This is a genomic window from Streptomyces changchenzhani (assembly GCF_039766235.1).
Taxonomy (GTDB): domain Bacteria; phylum Actinomycetota; class Actinomycetes; order Streptomycetales; family Streptomycetaceae; genus Streptomyces.
Window position 1 is genome coordinate 12,038 of record NZ_JBDHNH010000014.1, and the last position, 16,638, is coordinate 28,675.

16 protein-coding genes and 1 pseudogene are annotated in these 16,638 nt (G+C 72.5%); 8 read left to right on the forward strand and 9 right to left on the reverse strand.

All coding sequences use genetic code 11. From position 1 onward, the window contains the following. Positions 1-3: 3 nt before the first annotated feature. Both ABCR94_RS33225 and ABCR94_RS33230 read right to left on the reverse strand, forming a co-directional pair. The gene (locus ABCR94_RS33225; protein WP_347124582.1) at positions 4-609 is read right to left on the reverse strand and encodes a response regulator; all 606 of its coding nucleotides are present in this window, start codon (positions 607-609) and stop codon (positions 4-6) included. Next, positions 606-1,760: a sensor histidine kinase gene (locus ABCR94_RS33230; protein WP_347124758.1), complete on the reverse strand. Its 1,155-nt coding sequence runs from the start codon at positions 1,758-1,760 to the stop codon at positions 606-608. Before ABCR94_RS33230 ends, ABCR94_RS33225 begins: the two co-directional genes overlap by 4 nt. A 394-nt stretch (positions 1,761-2,154) precedes the next feature. Here ABCR94_RS33230 and chsH3 point away from each other — a divergent pair, with 394 nt between their 5' ends. The 3 genes from chsH3 to ABCR94_RS33245 are packed head-to-tail and all read left to right on the forward strand — an operon-like array spanning position 2,155 to position 5,092. Further along, positions 2,155-3,009 carry an enoyl-CoA hydratase ChsH3 gene (gene chsH3 / locus ABCR94_RS33235; RefSeq protein WP_347124584.1) on the forward strand — a complete coding sequence of 285 codons (855 nt, stop codon included), beginning with the start codon at positions 2,155-2,157 and terminating at the stop codon, positions 3,007-3,009. A gap of 15 nt (positions 3,010-3,024) precedes the next feature. Continuing rightward, entirely contained in the window at positions 3,025-4,101 is a 1,077-nt protein-coding gene (locus ABCR94_RS33240) for a Zn-dependent alcohol dehydrogenase (RefSeq protein ID WP_347124585.1), read from the forward strand. Positions 4,102-4,150: 49 nt separating this feature from the next. Continuing rightward, positions 4,151-5,092 (forward strand): 3-oxoacyl-ACP reductase, encoded by a 942-nt coding sequence (locus ABCR94_RS33245; RefSeq protein WP_347124587.1) that lies wholly within the window; start codon positions 4,151-4,153, stop codon positions 5,090-5,092. A gap of 386 nt (positions 5,093-5,478) precedes the next feature. Here the strand turns inward: ABCR94_RS33245 and ABCR94_RS33250 are convergent, their stop codons facing one another. Then, positions 5,479-6,621 (reverse strand): hypothetical protein, encoded by a 1,143-nt coding sequence (locus ABCR94_RS33250; RefSeq protein WP_347124589.1) that lies wholly within the window; start codon positions 6,619-6,621, stop codon positions 5,479-5,481. A 238-nt stretch (positions 6,622-6,859) separates the two neighbouring features. Here ABCR94_RS33250 and ABCR94_RS33255 point away from each other — a divergent pair, with 238 nt between their 5' ends. From ABCR94_RS33255 to ABCR94_RS33265, 3 genes are read left to right on the forward strand one after another with little or no spacing between them, the layout of a single operon-like run. After that, entirely contained in the window at positions 6,860-7,744 is an 885-nt protein-coding gene (locus ABCR94_RS33255) for a Nif3-like dinuclear metal center hexameric protein (RefSeq protein ID WP_347124591.1), read from the forward strand. Then, complete coding sequence (locus tag ABCR94_RS33260) at positions 7,741-8,484, forward strand: zinc ribbon domain-containing protein (protein WP_347124760.1); 744 nt, start codon at positions 7,741-7,743, stop codon at positions 8,482-8,484. The genes ABCR94_RS33255 and ABCR94_RS33260 overlap by 4 nt, the downstream gene beginning before the upstream one ends. Positions 8,485-8,488: 4 nt before the next feature. Continuing rightward, positions 8,489-9,757, forward strand: coding sequence for a bifunctional RNase H/acid phosphatase (locus ABCR94_RS33265; RefSeq protein WP_347124593.1), 1,269 nt, complete (start codon positions 8,489-8,491; stop codon positions 9,755-9,757). A gap of 28 nt (positions 9,758-9,785) precedes the next feature. On the opposite strand, the gene ABCR94_RS33270 is transcribed toward ABCR94_RS33265, so the two are convergent. After that, entirely contained in the window at positions 9,786-10,661 is an 876-nt protein-coding gene (locus ABCR94_RS33270; RefSeq protein WP_347124595.1) for a PaaX family transcriptional regulator C-terminal domain-containing protein, read from the reverse strand. After that, positions 10,658-11,248 carry a GNAT family N-acetyltransferase gene (locus ABCR94_RS33275; RefSeq protein ID WP_347124597.1) on the reverse strand — a complete coding sequence of 197 codons (591 nt, stop codon included), beginning with the start codon at positions 11,246-11,248 and terminating at the stop codon, positions 10,658-10,660. Before ABCR94_RS33275 ends, ABCR94_RS33270 begins: the two co-directional genes overlap by 4 nt. Before the next feature lie 101 nt (positions 11,249-11,349). Here ABCR94_RS33275 and ABCR94_RS33280 point away from each other — a divergent pair, with 101 nt between their 5' ends. Then, positions 11,350-12,369 carry a serine aminopeptidase domain-containing protein gene (locus ABCR94_RS33280; protein WP_347124598.1) on the forward strand — a complete coding sequence of 340 codons (1,020 nt, stop codon included), beginning with the start codon at positions 11,350-11,352 and terminating at the stop codon, positions 12,367-12,369. A 201-nt stretch (positions 12,370-12,570) separates the two neighbouring features. Here ABCR94_RS33280 and eda read toward each other — a convergent pair whose 3' ends face one another. Both eda and yaaA read right to left on the reverse strand, forming a co-directional pair. Further along, positions 12,571-13,188, reverse strand: a complete 618-nt coding sequence (eda, locus tag ABCR94_RS33285) for a bifunctional 4-hydroxy-2-oxoglutarate aldolase/2-dehydro-3-deoxy-phosphogluconate aldolase (protein WP_347124600.1) — start codon at positions 13,186-13,188, stop codon at positions 12,571-12,573. A 60-nt stretch (positions 13,189-13,248) separates the two neighbouring features. Beyond that, a complete protein-coding gene (yaaA, locus tag ABCR94_RS33290) occupies positions 13,249-14,052 on the reverse strand; it encodes a peroxide stress protein YaaA (RefSeq protein ID WP_347124601.1) in 804 nt (267 codons plus the stop codon). Positions 14,053-14,448: 396 nt separating this feature from the next. Here yaaA and ABCR94_RS33295 point away from each other — a divergent pair, with 396 nt between their 5' ends. Then, positions 14,449-15,888, forward strand: coding sequence for an RNB domain-containing ribonuclease (locus ABCR94_RS33295; RefSeq protein WP_347124603.1), 1,440 nt, complete (start codon positions 14,449-14,451; stop codon positions 15,886-15,888). Here ABCR94_RS33295 and ABCR94_RS33300 read toward each other — a convergent pair. Then, on the reverse strand, positions 15,839-16,399 hold the full coding sequence (locus ABCR94_RS33300) for a hypothetical protein (RefSeq protein ID WP_347124605.1): 561 nt from the start codon (positions 16,397-16,399) through the stop codon (positions 15,839-15,841). The two genes, ABCR94_RS33295 and ABCR94_RS33300, sit on opposite strands and share 50 nt — an antisense overlap. Continuing rightward, positions 16,344-16,637, reverse strand: a pseudogene (locus ABCR94_RS33305) (MerR family transcriptional regulator); the annotation flags it as partial. The gene ABCR94_RS33300 and the pseudogene ABCR94_RS33305, both read right to left, overlap by 56 nt. Position 16,638: the final 1 nt, after the last annotated feature.

The following is a 16,638-nucleotide window of genomic DNA, read 5'->3' on the forward strand; positions in this document are numbered from 1 at the left end:
GTGCTACAGCCAGCCCTGCTGCCGCGCCGACCGCACCGCCTCCATGCGGTTGCGGGTGCCGGTCTTGCCGATCGCCGCCGAGAGGTAGTTGCGTACCGTCGACTCCGACAGGTGCAGCTTCGTCGCGATGTCGGCGACGGTCGCCCCGTCCACGGACGCGTTCAGTACGTCGCACTCGCGCGCGGTGAGCGGGCTCGGCCCCGCGCTGAGCGCGGCGGCGGCCAGCGCGGGGTCGATGACGGTCTCGCCGGTCAGTACCCGGCGAATCGCCTCCGCCAGCTCCTCCACCGGCCCGTCCTTGACCAGGAAGCCCGCCGCCCCGGCCTCCATCGCGCGCCGCAGATAGCCGGGCCTGCCGAAGGTGGTCAGGATCAGCACCCGGCAGTCGGGCGCCTCGTCGCGCAGCAGCGCCGCGGCGTCGAGCCCGCTCATGCCCGGGAGTTCGATGTCGAGCAGCGCCACATCGGGGCGCGACAGCAGCGCGGCGTTCACGATCTCGTCGCCGGCCCCCACCTGCGACACCACCTCGATGTCCTCCTCCAGACCGAGCAGCAGCGCCAGCGCGCCGCGCATCATGCCCTGGTCCTCGGCGAGGAGAACTCTGATCACGGGGTGGGCTCCAGTTCCAGGTCGGTGCCGACGGGCAGTTCGGCGCTCACCAGGAAGCCGCCGTGGGTGGAGGGACCTGCGTCGAGTGTGCCGCCGGCCGCCGTGAGGCGCTCGGTGAGGCCCTTCAGCCCGTTGTCGCCGATCCGGCCGACCGGCTGCTCGGAGCCTACGCCCCGGCCGTTGTCCGTGATCTTCAGATGGACGCGTTCGGGTGAGCTGTCCACCGTGATCCCGCAGCGCGTCGCGCCGCTGTGCCGTACGACGTTGGTGACGGCCTCCCGCACCACCCAGCCGAGCAGTGCCTCCGTCTGCGGGGCGAGCGGGGAGCCCGTGCGGCGTACGAGCGACTTGATGCCGGCGGCGTCGAGCACCGAGCGGGCCCCGGCAAGCTCGGTGGTCAGGCTGCCCTCGCGGTAGCCGGTGACCGCCTCGCGGATCTCGGTGAGGGCCTGGCGGCCCACGGACTCGATGTCGGAGACCTGGGACAGGGCTGCGTCCAGGTCGCGCGGGGCCAGGCGGCGGGCGGCCTCGGACTTCACCACGATCACCGACAGGGTGTGCCCGAGGAGGTCGTGCAGGTCGCGGGAGAAGCGCAGGCGTTCCTTCTCGACCGCGGCGTGGGCGAGCTCCTCGCGGGTGGCGCGCAGCTCACGCACCGTTTCGGCGAGGGAGAGGATCGCGGAGGTCACCACGCCGGAGAGTGCCGTGCCGTAGCCGACGGCCGCCGCGGTCCACGGGTCGCCGCCGTCCCAGGTAGCGATGACCCCGGCGGATGCGCCGAGGACCAGCATCGCCGGGCCGAGCGCCTTCCTGGGCAGGACGGTGCCGCAGGCCAGCGCGAGGAGGGGGAAGAAGAGCCGCCAGCCGCCGCCGTAGCCGATGGCGAGGCCGTAGGTGACGGCCGCCATCCCGGCCAGGGCCAGCAGGACCGAGCGGCTCCTCCGGGTCCGCTTGTCGAAGGACCGGAATACGACGTAGATGTAGAGCGTGTTGAAGGTGAGGAGCCCGGCCCCGCCCAGCCAGGGGTTCGAGGCGTCGCCCCGCAGGAGACTGGCCAGCCCGCCGAGTCCGAGCAGCAGCCACGGCAGCATCTTGTAGCCGTCCGGCGCTCCCGGGAGCCGATACCGCTTCCACTTCTTCGGACCGTCCATGGTGGAGATCATGCCGTCCTCCCCGCACGCCGTCCCGTCCTCGCCGCACGACCTGTCCTCCGCGCGCGGCGCCGCGATTACGTTCCCGGTCGCTCCCGCGAGGGTCACCGCGGGCGATTCATCCCTTGTTGTCGTCATACCCAGGACGCTACGGAGACGGGCGGTGCACCGGTAGATGCGCTTGTACGGACTCGGGCGGGACAAAAGTACCGGGGCTATCTGACGTTGCGTCAGCAGTCTTCACAAGTATCCGGGCGTGCGTTATATATAGGGGCCATCGGCCTAGAACGCGTTCTAGAACGGGCGGTTCGCGGCCGGTCCCGTACGACCTCGGTGCGGCCGACGGTGCGGACGGTCGCACCGAGGTCTTCCCTCCCTCAAGGAGCACGCATCCATGCCCATCGATGCCGCCAAGGCCGTCGCCGCGGAGCCCCGATCCGGCGAGATCGCCTGGGACCACAAGGACATCCAGCTCTACCACCTCGGTCTCGGCGCCGGCCTTCCGGCCACCGACCCCGACGAGCTGCGCTACACCCTTGAATCCAGGCTGCACGTACTGCCGAGCTTCGCCACCGTCGCGGGCGCGGGCATGGCTTCGCTCGGCGGACTCGCGGCGCCCGGCATCGACGTCGACCTCACCCAGGTGCTGCACGGCGGCCAGTCCGTCGAGCTGCACCGGCCGATCCCCGTCAAGGGCAAGGCCGTTCAGACCTCCAGGGTCGAGGCGGTGTACGACAAGGGCAAGGCGGCCGTCATCGTGCTGCGCACCGAGGCGGCCGACGACGCGGGGCCGCTGTGGACCTGCGACGCGCAGATCTTCGTACGTGGCGAAGGCGGCTTCGGCGGCGAGCGCGGTCCCTCGCAGCGGCTCGAACTCCCCGACCGCGCACCCGACTTGACCGTCGAGAAGTTCATCCGTGAGGACCAGGCGCTCCTCTACCGGCTGTCCGGCGACTGGAACCCCCTGCACGCGGACCCCGAGTTCGCCAAGCTCGGCGGCTTCGACCGGCCCATCCTGCACGGCCTGTGCTCGTACGGGATGACGCTCAAGGCCGTCGTCGACACCGTGCTCGGCGGCGAGGTCGCACGGGTGACGTCGTACAACACCCGCTTCGCCGGGGTCGTATACCCGGGCGAGACCCTGCGCGTCCGTATGTGGCAGTCGCCGGGGCGCGTCCAGGTGTCGGTCACCGCTGTGGAGCGGGACGACGCACCGGTCCTGGCCGACACCACCGTCGTACACACCTGAGAAGGGAGCCGTACCGTGCGCGCAGCCGTACTGCACGAGATAGGGCAGGACAAGCTCGAAGTGCTCGACGACGTCGAGACCGTGGGCTTCGGTCCCGGCAAGGTCAAGCTCCGCATCCGGGCCACCGGACTGTGCCACTCCGACATCTCCGCGATGAACGGCGTGCTGCCGCAGCCCGCGCCCTTCGTCCCCGGCCACGAGGGCGCGGGCGAGGTCATCGACATCGGGGACGGCGTCACCGGGCTGAGCCAGGGGGACCGGGTTCTGGTCTGCTGGCTGCCCGCGTGCGGCGCCTGCGCGTCGTGCAAGCGCGGCCAGAGCCATCTGTGTCTGACCAGCCTCATGAACTCCGGCGTCCCCAACTTCAAGCGCCCCGGCGGCGAGGTCTTCGGCTTCGCCGGCACGGGCACCTTCGCCGAGGAGGTCGTGGTCGGCGCCGGCTGCGCCGTCCCGATCCCCGACGACGTGCCGTTCGAGATCGCCGCGCTCATCGGCTGCGGTGTGACCACCGGGCTCGGCGCGGCCATCAACACTGCCCAGGTGGAGGCTGGTTCGTCGGTCGCCGTCATCGGCTGCGGCGGCGTCGGCATCTCGGCGATCCAGGGCGCGCGGGTCCAGGGCGCCGCGCAGATCGTCGCCGTCGACCCGGTCGCCTCGCGGCGCGAGGCGGCGCTCAGGTTCGGTGCGACCGAGGCCGTTTCGCCCGACGAACTCGGCGACGCCAAGCAGCGGATCACGGCGGGCGAGGGCTTCGACTACGTCTTCGAGGTCGTCGGCAAGGCCGCCACCGCGCGGACCGCGTACGAGACGACCCGTCGCGGCGGCACCCTGTGCATCGTCGGCGCGGGCGCCATGGACGACCTCTTCCAGGTCAACATGTTCGAGCTGTTCTTCGACGAGAAGCGGATCCTGCCGTCCATGTACGGCGGCGGGGACGTGCTCCGTTCGTACGAGCGGGCCATCGCCCTGTGGCGCGCGGGCCGGATCGATCTGGAGGGCCTGATCACCCACCGGGTGCGGCTCGACTCGATCAACGACGCCCTGGACCAGATGCGCACCGGCGAGGCCCTGCGCACCTGCATCGAAATCTGAGGACACGACAGGATACGACAGGGCACGACAGGACACGAAGGGACCTCGCATGTCACTGCCACTCGAAGGCCTGTCCGCGATCGTCACGGGCGCCGGGCGCGGCCTGGGCCGGGCGGAGGCCCTGGAACTGGCCCGGCTCGGCGCGAGCGTCGTCGTCAACGACTACGGGCAGCCGGGGCGCGACGGTTCGGGCGAGGCCTCGGCCGCTCCCGCCGATGAGGTCGCCGCCGAGATCCGCGCGTCCGGCGGGCAGGCCGTCGCGGACCTCGGTGATGTCTCGGACCATGAACAGGCCGGTGCGCTGGTCCAGTTGGCCGTCGACACGTACGGGAAGCTGGACATCCTGGTCAACAACGCGGGCATCCTCCGGGACCGGATGGTGTTCTCGATGACCGAGGACGAGTGGGACTCGGTGATACGGGTCCACCTCAAGGGGCACTTCAACACCACCCACTTCGCCTCGGTCCACTGGCGCGCCCGCTCCAAGGAGGCGGGCGGACCGGTCTACGGCCGTATCGTCAATACGTCGTCGGAGGCCTTCCTGGCCGGTTCCGCGGGCCAGCCCAACTACGCGGCGGCCAAGGGCGGCATCGTCGGCCTCACCACCTCGACGGCGCTGGCGCTGGGCAAGTACGGGGTCACGGCCAACGCGATCTGCCCGCGCGCCCGCACCCGGATGACCGAGGACGTCTTCGCCGGCTTCGCCGAGCCGACGGGCGGCCGGCTCGACGCGCTCGCCCCCGAGCACGTCTCCCCGCTGGTCGGCTATCTCGCGTCCCCGGCGGCGGCCAAGGTCAACGGCCAGCTGCTTGTTGTCCACGGCGGCATGGTCGCGATCGTCGAACGCCCCAAGGTGGCGGCCAAGTTCGACTCGGCGAAGGAGACCTTCACCTTCGACGAGCTGGACGAGCTGCTCTCCCCGTACTACGAGGAGCGGCCCGCGCACGAGACGTTCGCCGCGGCCGAGGTACTGGGTCTCAAGCGGTCCTGAGGGGCCGCAGCCGCCGCGTGGGGTCTCGCGTACGCGGTCGGCAGGCGCCGCTGACCGCGCACGGCCAACGGCGAAGGGCCCGTACCGAAAGCAATTCGGTACGGGCCCTTCGCCGTCACATCTCTATCGGTTACTGCTGTCTCCCGGCGTCAGGCGGTGGCGGCCATGGACCTCGGCCGCCGTTTCCTCCATCGTCGCCGCCCCGCCTCGGTGCTTTCCTGAGCCGTCGGCCTCGCCCTGAGAGCGCCCCTGGGCCGGGTCGGTTCCGGTTTCGTACATGGTGGGAAGTCACCCCAAAGTGATCGCTGTTTGCACGTACATGAACCATGACCGGCATTGTCACCGTGGGTATCCGGCCGGTACGGCTCGTCGTCCAGAGCGAAAGTCTAACCAGCCGTGATGCGCCCGGTGAGCGGCGCCTGCTGCAGTGGAACCGGCTTGCACACCACAAGAGGCACAGAGTCGCCGGACGGTTCCCCACCTGCGGCTTCCACCACCGCTTCAGCCTGTGCGGGTTCGGTGACCATGGGCGGCGGCGCGTGCGTACGGGCCACCCCGCACGGCACGGCAGCGGTCGCGTACGGCAGTCGCAGCACCCCCTCCCGCGTCCAGGTCCCGGCCCCCGCCAACCACCCATCGGGCGCCGCCACTTGGGTCAGCTGCCGCTCCGCCGGCCGCCACATCCCCAGCCAGGTCCCCGCCGCCCCGTCGACCCGCAGCGCCACCGCGCAGCTCTCCGGCATCAGCACCTGACCCGGCTGCACGGCGAACGGGGAGAGCGCCGCGTCCGCGAGCCGCAGGCACTCCGGGAAGCGGACCGGGCGGTAGCTGCCCAGGACCCCCCACCCCAGCCGGTCGTGCCCCGGGGCGTCCGAGCGGATCAGCAGCAGCCCGCTGTCCGCGTCGGCGAGCAGCAGCCGGTCGTTGCTGCGCTCCGCGATCTGCAGCAGTGGCGTCGTCTCGCCGCCCCGCTCCAGGTCGACCGCCACCGCCTTGGTGACCCCTTCGCTCTCCCGGTCCAGGGCCAGCATCCGCCCCGTGCGGTCGAGCCACACGCCGCCCGAGCAGCGCCCGGCGACCTCCGCGACGTGCTCGGGCCCGAAGGCGCCGCCCGCCACCTGCCACACCGCCGTGGACCTCTCGCCCACGGCCAGCGCGTAGGCGCTGACGCCGTCGGGCGCGGGCGGCAGCAGGGTCAGGTGCCCGCACTCCACCGCGCCGACCGGCAGTTCCCCCGTCGCGGGTCCCGTCGGGTAGAGCAGCGAGAAGGCGTGCCGCCCCGCCACCCTGCGGTGGATGAGCACCCGCCCGTCCGTCAGCGGCAGCAGCCCGGTGTCCGGCTCCTCGGGCTGGTCCGCGGGCAGCGGTACGGCGTAGGGCTCGGGTCCGTCGAGCGTCCAGCGCTCGGGGAACCGGGCCTCGCCCTCACCCGCCAGCCGCGCGGCGTAGGAGCCGTCCGCGGTGATCGTGAACATGGCCGCTCCCACCACGTCGTCGGCCGGGGCGGTCTCGATGGCACAGGCTGTCATCGATAAGTCACCTCCGGTGACTGAAGCTAGTTTTCGCACTCCCTGCCGAACAACACGAGACCTCCCTCTTCACACAAATGGATGGCTATTACGTGCTTCGGCTGAGAATGCGGGGGCGCGTGTGCTGGGCGATGCGCCGGTGGCGGTCACCTCGCAAGCAGGGGCCTTTGGCCCCGCCCGCAGACCGGGCATACAAGCCATGGCCAACGGGGCACGGTGGGCAGGTAGCCTTTCCTCCGTGCCCCGTCTGTCTGAAGTCATCGCCGCGCTCGACGCCCTCTGGCCGCCGGAGCGGGCCGAGAGCTGGGACGCGGTCGGTATGGTCTGCGGGGATCCCGACGCCGAAGTGACCCGGGTCATGTTCGCCGTGGACCCCGTCCAGGAGATCGTCGACGAGGCCGTGAAGCTCGGCGCGAACCTGCTCGTCACCCACCACCCGCTCTATCTGCGCGGTACGACGACGGTCTCGGCCGGCACCTTCAAGGGCCGCGCCGTGCACACCCTGATCAAGAACGACATCGCGCTGCACGTCGCCCACACCAACGCCGACACCGCCGACCCCGGGGTGTCCGACGCCCTCGCGGGCGCACTCGGCCTGAAGGTCACCGGGCCCCTGGTGCCCGACCCCACCGACCCCCAGGGCCGCCGCGGTCTCGGCCGGATCTGCGAGCTCGACCCCCCGGCCACCCTGCGCCACTTCGCGGCCCGCGCCGCGGCCAGGCTGCCCGCCACCGCGCAGGGCGTCCGCGTCGCCGGCGACCCGGACGCGATCGTGCGTACGGTCGCGGTCAGCGGCGGCTCCGGCGACGGCCTCTTCGCGGACGTACGGGCGGCGGGTGTCGACGTGTACCTCACGGCGGATCTGCGCCACCACCCGGCCTCCGAGGCCCGCGCACAGAGTCCCCTCGCGCTGCTCGACGCCGCGCACTGGGCCACCGAGTGGCCCTGGTGCGAGCTGGCCGCCGCGCAGCTCGACGAGATCTCCGACCGCAACGGATGGGACCTGCGGGTCCATGTCTCGACGCAGGTCACCGACCCCTGGACTTCCCACCACGCCCCGTCCTCCGCCCTCCCGACGAGCGCCCCGCGCGCCCCCCTTGATCCTTCTGGAGCCCCCAACTGAACGCCGCGCCCGCCGACCAGATCCGTCTCCTCGACGTCCAGGCCCTCGACGTACGCCTGTCGCAGCTCGCGCACCGGCGCTCGTCGCTGCCCGAGCACGCCGAGCTCGACTCGCTCACCAAGGACCTCACCCAGCTGCGCGACCTGCTCGTCGCCGCGCAGACCGAGGAGAGCGACACCGCCCGCGAGCAGATCAAGGCGGAGCAGGACGTCGACCAGGTGCGCCAGCGCGCCGCGCGCGACCAGCAGCGCCTTGACTCCGGTGCCGCCATGTCCCCCAAGGACCTGGAGAACCTCCAGCGCGAGATCGTCTCGCTCGCCAAGCGCCAGGGTGACCTGGAGGACGTCGTCCTCGAAGTCATGGAGCGCCGCGAGTCCGCCCAGGAGCGCATCACCGAACTGACCGCGCGGGTCTCCTCCGTCCAGGCCAAGACCGACGACTCGATCGCGCGCCGCGAGGCCGCGTACAAGGAGATCGACGGCGAGCAGGCCACGCTCACCAAGGAGCGCGAGGTCGTCTCCGGCGTCGTCCCCGCCGACCTGCTGAAGCTGTACGAGAAGCTGCGCGTCCAGCAGGGTGGCGTCGGCGCCGCCCGGCTCTTCCAGCGCCGCTGCGAGGGCTGTCGCCTGGAGCTCAACATCCACGAGATCGGCGTGGTGCGCGCCGCACCCCGCGACGAGGTGCTGCGCTGCGAGAACTGCCACCGCATCCTGGTCCGTACGTCCGAGTCCGGTCTGTAAGCGGATGGGACTCAGCCTCGTCATCGAGGCCGACGGCGGCTCCCGGGGCAACCCGGGGCCCGCCGGCTACGGCGCTGTCGTACTGGACCCCACCACGGGGGAGACGCTCGCCGAGGCCGCCGAGTACATCGGCGTGGCCACGAACAATGTCGCCGAATACAAGGGCCTGATCGCCGGACTGCGCGCCGCCAGGGCGCTGGACCCCGACGCCAGGGTGCACGCCCGGATGGACTCCAAGCTCGTCGTCGAGCAGATGTCGGGCCGCTGGAAGATCAAGCACCCGGACATGAAGCCGCTCGCGGCCGAGGCCGCGACGATCTTCCCGCGTGCCCAGGTCACGTACGAATGGATCCCCCGGGAGAAGAACAAGCACGCCGACCGGCTCGCCAACGAGGCGATGGACGCGGGCAAGAAGGGCAAGCAGTGGGAGCCGTCGGCCTCCATGGCGGCCCTGAAGTCCGGTCCCGCCCGGGAGCGCGTGCTGCCGCCGTCGGGTCCGCCCGGCGACGCGGCGGCGGGCGCGGCCAAGGCGCGGGCGGCCATGGCGGGGGCCCCGGCCCAGACGCTGCTGACCCTGCCGGTCGACGACGAGGAGACCACCGCGGACGCCTCCGCTGCGCCCGCCGTCGGCTGGGGTGCGGCCGACCTCGGCCCACCCACCACGTTTGTCCTGCTGCGGCACGGCGAGACCGTTCTCACCCCCGAGAAGCGGTTCTCCGGCAGCGGCGGCACCGACCCGCAGCTGTCGGCGGCCGGCCGCCGGCAGGCCGAGGCGGCAGCCGCTTCGGTCGCCTCGCGCGGCACGGTCCAGGAGATCGTAAGCTCCCCGCTGCGCCGCTGCCGTGAGACCGCGGACGCGGTGGCCGCACGGCTCGGCCTGGAGGTACGCATCGAGGACGGGCTGCGCGAGACCGACTTCGGCGCGTGGGAGGGCCTGACGTTCGCGGAGGTCCGCGAGCGGCACCCGGCCGACCTGGACGCCTGGCTCGCCTCCCCGAAGGTGGCCCCGACGGGCGGTGGCGAGAGCTTTGAGACGGTGGCCCGCCGGGTCTCGGCGGCGCGTGACCGGTTGCTGGAGCGTCACGCGGGCCGGACCGTGCTGCTGGTCACCCACGTGACCCCGGTCAAGACGCTGGTCAGGCTGGCCCTGAACGCCCCGCCCGAGTCCCTGTTCCGCATGGAACTCTCGGCGGCGTCGTTCTCGGCGGTGGCGTACTACACGGACGGCAACGCGTCGCTGCGCGTCCTCAACGACACGTCGCACCTGCGCTGACCGCACCGATCCGGTGCCGGTGCCGGTGCTACGAGGCCCGGCCCGCCGCTTCCCGTACGACGTCGTCGTACAACTGGAAGAGGCGCGGCCGGGCTTCTGTATTGCCGTCGGCGGTCTCCTGGCGCTCCAGCAACGCCCAGCAACGGGCGGTGAGTTCACGGGCCACCGCGCCCGCCCAGGGCCGGGGCAGCAACTCGGGCGGGAGCAGCGGGTCGGGTTCCATGGCCCGGGTGAACTCGGCGGCGAGCTCGACCCCGGCAGTGAGCCGCTCGGCCGGCGTGCGCGCGGCGCCGAAGTGATCGAGCCGCTGCCGGGCGACCTCGGCAAGCCGCTCGTAGCGGGCGGCGATCTCCTGCTGCGGCCACAGGGCGCGGGCGAGTGCGACGGGGTCCTGCTCGTCGCCGCGGCGCAGGTTGTCCGTACGGACAAAGGTGACGCCGTCGAGGACGCCGAGCCGCCGGGCCTCGTCCTCGACGTACGGCTCCCACGCGTTGGCGCAGACGTAGAGCCCGCCCTGGAGCGGTGAGCCGCCGAGCTGGCCCAGCTGCTCGCGCAGCGCGTCCCTGGCGGTGCGCCTCGCCTCGGGCACCGCGAACGCGACCAGGTGCCAGACGCCGTCCCACGGTGCGAGCCCGGCGTCCTGCCGGAAGGCGTGCCGGACGAACTCGACGTCGGGCGCGCGGGTGCGTTCGGTGTCGGCGGTGGTGCGCAGCAGGGCCTTGCGGCCACGGCCCTCCTGGGTGAACCTGCCGTCGGTCACCAGCCGTTTGATGGTCAGCCGCACCTGCTGGTCACTCATGCCGAGCAGGGCCGCGACGTCGTACAGCTCATCCGCGTGGACCGTTCCGTCGGCGCGGATCAGCGCGTGGACGAGCGTGCGCGTAGGGACCTCGACGGACTTCACGGCAGCCGACGGTACATGGTCGTCACCGCGCCGAAGCCCAGCAGTCCGCGCAGATACGGCGTCTTCTCGGTCCGTACGACGTGGAAGTCGCGCCGTTCGTACAGGGCGCGGGCGCGCGGATTCACGTCGATCACGTCGAGCCTGATCTCGCGGCAGCCGTTCTCGGCGGCGACGGCCGCGACCTCCTCGATGAGCTGCCCGCCGATGCCCGCGCCCCGGACCTCCGCGTCCACCGCGATGCCGTCGAGCACCAGGCGGCGCGGCGCGGACCCGCGGTGGAACACGGCCAGGATCAGCAGCCGGTGCAGCCCGCGCACCCGCCCGTAGGCACGCAGTACGTCGCGCCAGGTGCCGTGGTTGAAGGACCGGCCCGCCAGCTGGTAGCCCGCGAGCCCGACCAGCCGGCCGTCGATGAGCGCGCAGACCGCACGGTCGGCGTTCAGCTGCGCCGCGATGAACTCCACTGCTTTCGCAGGCGGGTTGAGGGCGGGGCCGAGCTTGCGGCCGAACGCCTCCCAGTACAGCTCGGCCGCGCGGTGCTCGGCCCCGGCGGGCAGTCCTCGACGGATGGTGACCTCGTGAGTCATGGGCTCTCCAATCGCTCGTATCTAAAACGATCGTATCGGAAGTGATAGCTTCTGTGGAGAGGGTTCGGGGATGATTCGGAATTCAGAAGGGCGGTCTCCGCATGCGGAGGTTCAGGAAGTGGTTCGTCGCGCTTGCCGTGTTGGTGCTTGTGGCCGCAGGACTCGGTGGGGTGGTGCTCTGGCAGAACACCTACGCCATGGACGAGCAACGGGTCTCGATCCGGCACGGCGGACACCGGCTCCAGGGGGTGCTGGCCACGCCCAGGGACGGTGCGGCCGCGCATGGACTCGTGGTGTTCGTGCACGGCGACGGGCCTGTCGACGCCACCCACGAGGGCGGCTACCGGCCGATGTGGGAGGCGTTCGCCAAGGCCGGATACGCCACGCTCTCCTGGGACAAGCCCGGTGTGGCGGGCGCCCCGGGCAACTGGCTCGACCAGTCCATGGACGACCGGGCGGACGAGACGGCGGCCGCCATCGCCTGGGCCCGCGCTCGCCCCGGCATTGACGCCGACCGCGTCGGACTGTGGGGCGCCAGCCAGGCCGGCTGGGTGCTGCCGAAGGTCGCGGCCCTGACCCGGGTGGACTTCGTCGTGGCCGTCTCGCCCGCCGTCAACTGGCTCAGGCAGGGCCGCTACCACCTGCTCGCCGAGCTGCGCGCGGACGGCGCGTCGCCCGCCCGTAAGAAGCGGGAGGTAGCCAGGAGCGACACCACTCGTGGGCTACTCGCGCGCGGCGCGACCTTCGAGGAGTACGTACGCGCACGGGGCGGTGACGCGGACGGCATGACCGCCGACCGCTGGGGATTCGTACTCAGGAACCACACCGCCGACGCGACGGCCGACCTGCGCGCGCTGCGCGGTGTGCCGGTGCTGCTGGCTCTCCCCGGCCGTGACATCAACGTGGATACCGCCGAGACCGGGCAGGTCTACCGGGAGGTGCTCGACGGCTCCGGCGCGCTGGAGGTCCGCGACTACCCGGACGCGGCGCACTCCATGGTCAAGCAGGTGGTGGAGGCGTCGGAGACCAGGCTGACGCTCACCGCGCTGTTCGCGCCCCGGGCGCTCTTCGCGGACGGCTTCCTCGGCGACCAGCGGCGCTTTCTGCGGGAGCTCGGCTGAAGAGGGAAGAGGGGCGGGTGCCGCAGCCGGCCGCTCGTGGGCGGGTCGGGCGTGGGCCGGGGGCCCGCTGAACGTCGGCCCGAAGCGCGCCTGGTTGAAGGCGGGCCCGAGGGGGTCCGGCGTTCAGCGCGACCGCCGACCGCCGACCGCCGACCGCCGACCGCCGACCGCGGCGGTGGTGGTGGCGGTGCCGGTGGCGGGTCAGCCGCGCAGGGCCGCAGCTTCGCGGGCCAGTGTCTCGACGCGTGCCCAGTCCTTCGCCGCGATCGCGTCGCCCGGCAGCATCCAACTGCCGCCCACGCAGCCCACGTTGCCCAGCGCCAGGTAGGAGGGCGCGGAGGCGAGCGAGATGCCGCCCGTCGGGCAGAAGCGGGCCTGGGGGAGCGGGCCCCCGAGGGACTTGAGGTACGCGGTGCCGCCCGCCGCCTCCGCCGGGAAGAACTTCATCTCGCTCACCCCGCGCTCCAGCAGCGCCACGACCTCCGAGGTCGTCGAGACCCCGGGCAGGAACGGGACACCGGACGCCTTCATCGCGTCAAGGAGCCCGTCCGTCCACCCCGGGCTCACCAGGAACCGCGCTCCGGCGCCGACCGCGTCGGCCACCCCGGCCGGGGAAATCACCGTGCCGGCGCCCACCACCGCGCCGGGCACCTCCGCCGCGATGGCGCGGATGGAGTCGAGGGCGGCGGGCGTCCGGAGGGTCACTTCGATCGCCGGGAGCCCGCCCGCCACCAGCGCACGGGCCAGCGGTACCGCGTCGGCGACGTCATCGAGGACCACGACAGGGACGACGGGAGCAAGGTCGAGCACGGAAGTCATGCGCCCATCTTGCCGCGCACCAGGCGTTCTATGCAACGAGTGTTGCGCACCGCGCAACACTCAGTGAATCTGGCTGACCACCACGTCGAGCCCCCACGCCTTCCCGCCCTTCGCCGGAGCCGTCACCTCCACCGCGTACCCCAGGTCCCGCAGCGTCTCGACCAGCTCCCGGGGCCCCTTCGGCGCAGCCCCGGCCATCAGCAGATCCCGTACGATCCGGCCCTTGGTCGCCTTGTTGAAGTGGCTGACCACGGACCTCTTCTCGACCCCGGCCGCGTCGATCTGCGAGTGCAGCACCCGCACGGTCGCGGTCCGCCCGGCGACCTCACCGGCCGGCCGCCACGCGGTTGCGTACGCCGCCGACCGCAGGTCGAGAACCAGCCCGTCCCCGGCGATCTCGGGCAGCTCGGCCTCCATGGGCCTGCGCCAGTACGTCCCGAGCGCGCCGAGCCCCGGCAGCGTCACCCCCATCGAGCAGCGGTACGACGGAATCCGGTCGCCCACCCGCACCGCGCCCCACAGCCCCGAGAACACCAGCAGCGAACGCCCGGCCCGCCGCCGCGCCGCGGTGTCCAGCGAGGCCAGGTCGAGGGCGTCGTACAGCACACCGGTGTAGATCTCCCCGGCCGGCCGCGCCCCGGCGGTCCGCAGCTCCAGATTCTTGGCGACCTCGCCGCGCAGCCCTTCGCTCAGCCCGAGGACGATCCGCGCCTTCTCCTCGTCGGCGGCGCACAGCTCCACCAGCTCGTCGAGCACCGCGGCCCGCGCCCCGGCCAGCCCCGGCACCGACAGCGACTCCGGCTTCAGAGGCGCGCCGCGGCCCCCGGCGGCCTTTCCTTCGGACGGCGGCAAGAGCACGAGCACAGGGGTTCTCCTTCGTACGACGCGAACCAGACAACGGTAGTCCGCGGAGCGGGCCTTCCGGGAGCGGGGCACGGCGCCTGCGGCGGGCTGTTCCCCAACCCGCCCCTTCCCACAACTGGGGCTCCGCCCCAGACCCCGGTCCTCAAGCGCCGGACGGGCTGAAAAACAGCCCGTCCGGCGCTTGAGGACACGCCCGAAGGGCGTCCCGGGGGCCCGGGGCCCGCCCCGCCACGCGACGGCAGCCGCAAAATGACACAGCGGGAAGGGGCGGGTAGGGGACGGCGCCGCAGGCAACCCGCACCACAAGCGCACCCGCACCCACCCACGCACCCGCACCGGCCCCCCGGCCGGCCAGGCCACCGCGCCGCACCCCCCGCTCCCCCCTACGCTCGGACCATGCCCCGCCGCCATATCCACCTGACCGGTGCCGCCGAAGCCCCCCTGCGGGCCGCCCTGAGCGCGCTGCGCACCCGGCTCGACGTGCCGCGCGACTTCCCGCCCGAGGTACTCGCGGAAGCGGCGGCCGCCGCCAAGGCACCGCGGCTGCCCGCCCACGACGCGACCGACCTCGCACTGTTCACCATCGACCCGCCCACCTCCGTCGACCTCGACCAGGCCATGCACCTGGCCCGACGCGAGGGCGGCGGCTTCCGGGTGCACTACGCGATCGCCGACGTCGCCGCCTTCGTCACCCCGGGCGGCGCCCTCGACGCCGAGGCGCACCGCAGGGTGATGACCCTCTACTTCCCCGACGGGAAGGTCCCGCTGCACCCGCCGCTGCTCTCCGAGGGCGCCGCGAGCCTGCTGCCCCAGCAGGTCACCCCTGCCCTGCTGTGGCGCATCGACCTCGACGCGGACGGCCGCACCGAGGCGACCCACGTGCGCCGTGCGCTCGTACGCAGCAGGGCCAAGCTCGACTACGCCGGCGTCCAGCGGCAGATCGACGCGGGGACGGCCGAGGAGCCCCTGGCGCTGCTCAAGGATGTCGGGCTGCTCCGCGAGGCGCTGGAGCGCGAGCGCGGTGGGATCTCCCTGAATGTGCCCGAGCAGGAGGTCGTCGAGCGCGACAACGCGTACTTCCTCGAATATCGCGCCCCGCTCCCCGCCGACGGCTGGAACGCCCAGATCTCCCTGCTCACCGGCATGGCCGCCGCCGACCTGATGACGGCCGCGGGCACCGGCATCCTGCGCGCCCTGCCGACCGCCCCCGACGGCGCCGTGGCCCGGCTGCGCCGCACCGCGAAGGCCCTGGGCATCGACTGGCCGCACCACGTCCCGTACGCCGAGGTCATCCGCTCCCTCGACCCGACGAGGCCCGCGCACGCCGCGTTCCTCCAGGAGTGCACGACGCTGCTGCGCGGCGCCGGCTACACCGTCTTCGAGAACGGCCGGGTCCCCGACCCCGCCGTTCACGCCGCGGTCGCCGCCGCCTACACCCACTGCACGGCCCCGCTGCGCCGCCTCGTCGACCGCTACGCCGGGGAGCTGTGCGTCGCCGCCGTCGCGGGCGAGGATCCGCCCGAATGGATGCGCGTGGCACTCGCGGCGCTCCCGCAGGAGATGGCCGACGGCACCCGGCGCGCGAACACCATTGAGCGCGAATGCGTGGACCTCGTCGAGGCAGCGCTGCTCAAGGACCGCGTGGGCGAACTGTTCGACGCCAGCGTGGTGGACGTCAAGGACAACGAACCAGCCATCGGAACCGTCCAGTTGGAGGACCCGGCGGTCGTCGGCCGCATCGAGGGCGGCACCGACCTCCCGCTGGGCGAACGCATGCGGGTCCGGCTCACGAGGGCGGACCCGGGATCGGCGAAGGTGCTGTTCGCCCCCGCGTGACGGCCGCGACGAAGGCACGTGGGTCGTCGGCGTGAAACCGTACGGCCCGCGCCTCACCGAGCGCCCCGAGCGGGCGTACGTACCCGACCGGCCCAGTCAGCTCCACGGTCACGGAGCTCTGCTGGCCCACGGCGAGCGTCAGTACCCCGTCCTCGTCCACCTTGGTGAAACGCCGGTCGACCCGTACGGACTCGATCGCCGCGGCGGGCACCCGCACGTCCCACAGCACGCCGTACCGGATGCGCAGTGACCCGTCGGCCTCCACCACATGGGGCCGCGTCACGCAGGCGGCCTGGAACGCGAGCACCTGCACCACCCCGTACACGTCGATGAACAGCACGATCTGGTGCACCAGCGGCCACGGGACGAGCAGCGCCAGCATCACCGCCTCGACGAGGGAGACGAAGACGAGGGCGTAGAGCATCGCGGTCTGCGGCCCGGTGTACGGCGCCGGGTGCGCGCCGCCGCCGGATCTCCACCTCCTGCCGGGCCAGGTCCGCGTCCAGCTCACGCACCACTTCGACCAGTTCGCGCCCGGCGTCGTCGGCGACGACGTCCCGCACCTCGTCGAGGCCGAGCCCCAGCTCGGTCAGCCGCCTGATCCGCGCCAGCTCGACGGCGTCCCGTACGCCGTACTCGCGATAGCCGTTGGCCAGCCGCGGGGGCTCGGGCAGCAGGCCCTGATGGTGGTAGTGCCGCACGGCTCGGGTGGTGACCCCGGCAAGGGCGGCGAGCTCTCCGATTCGCATG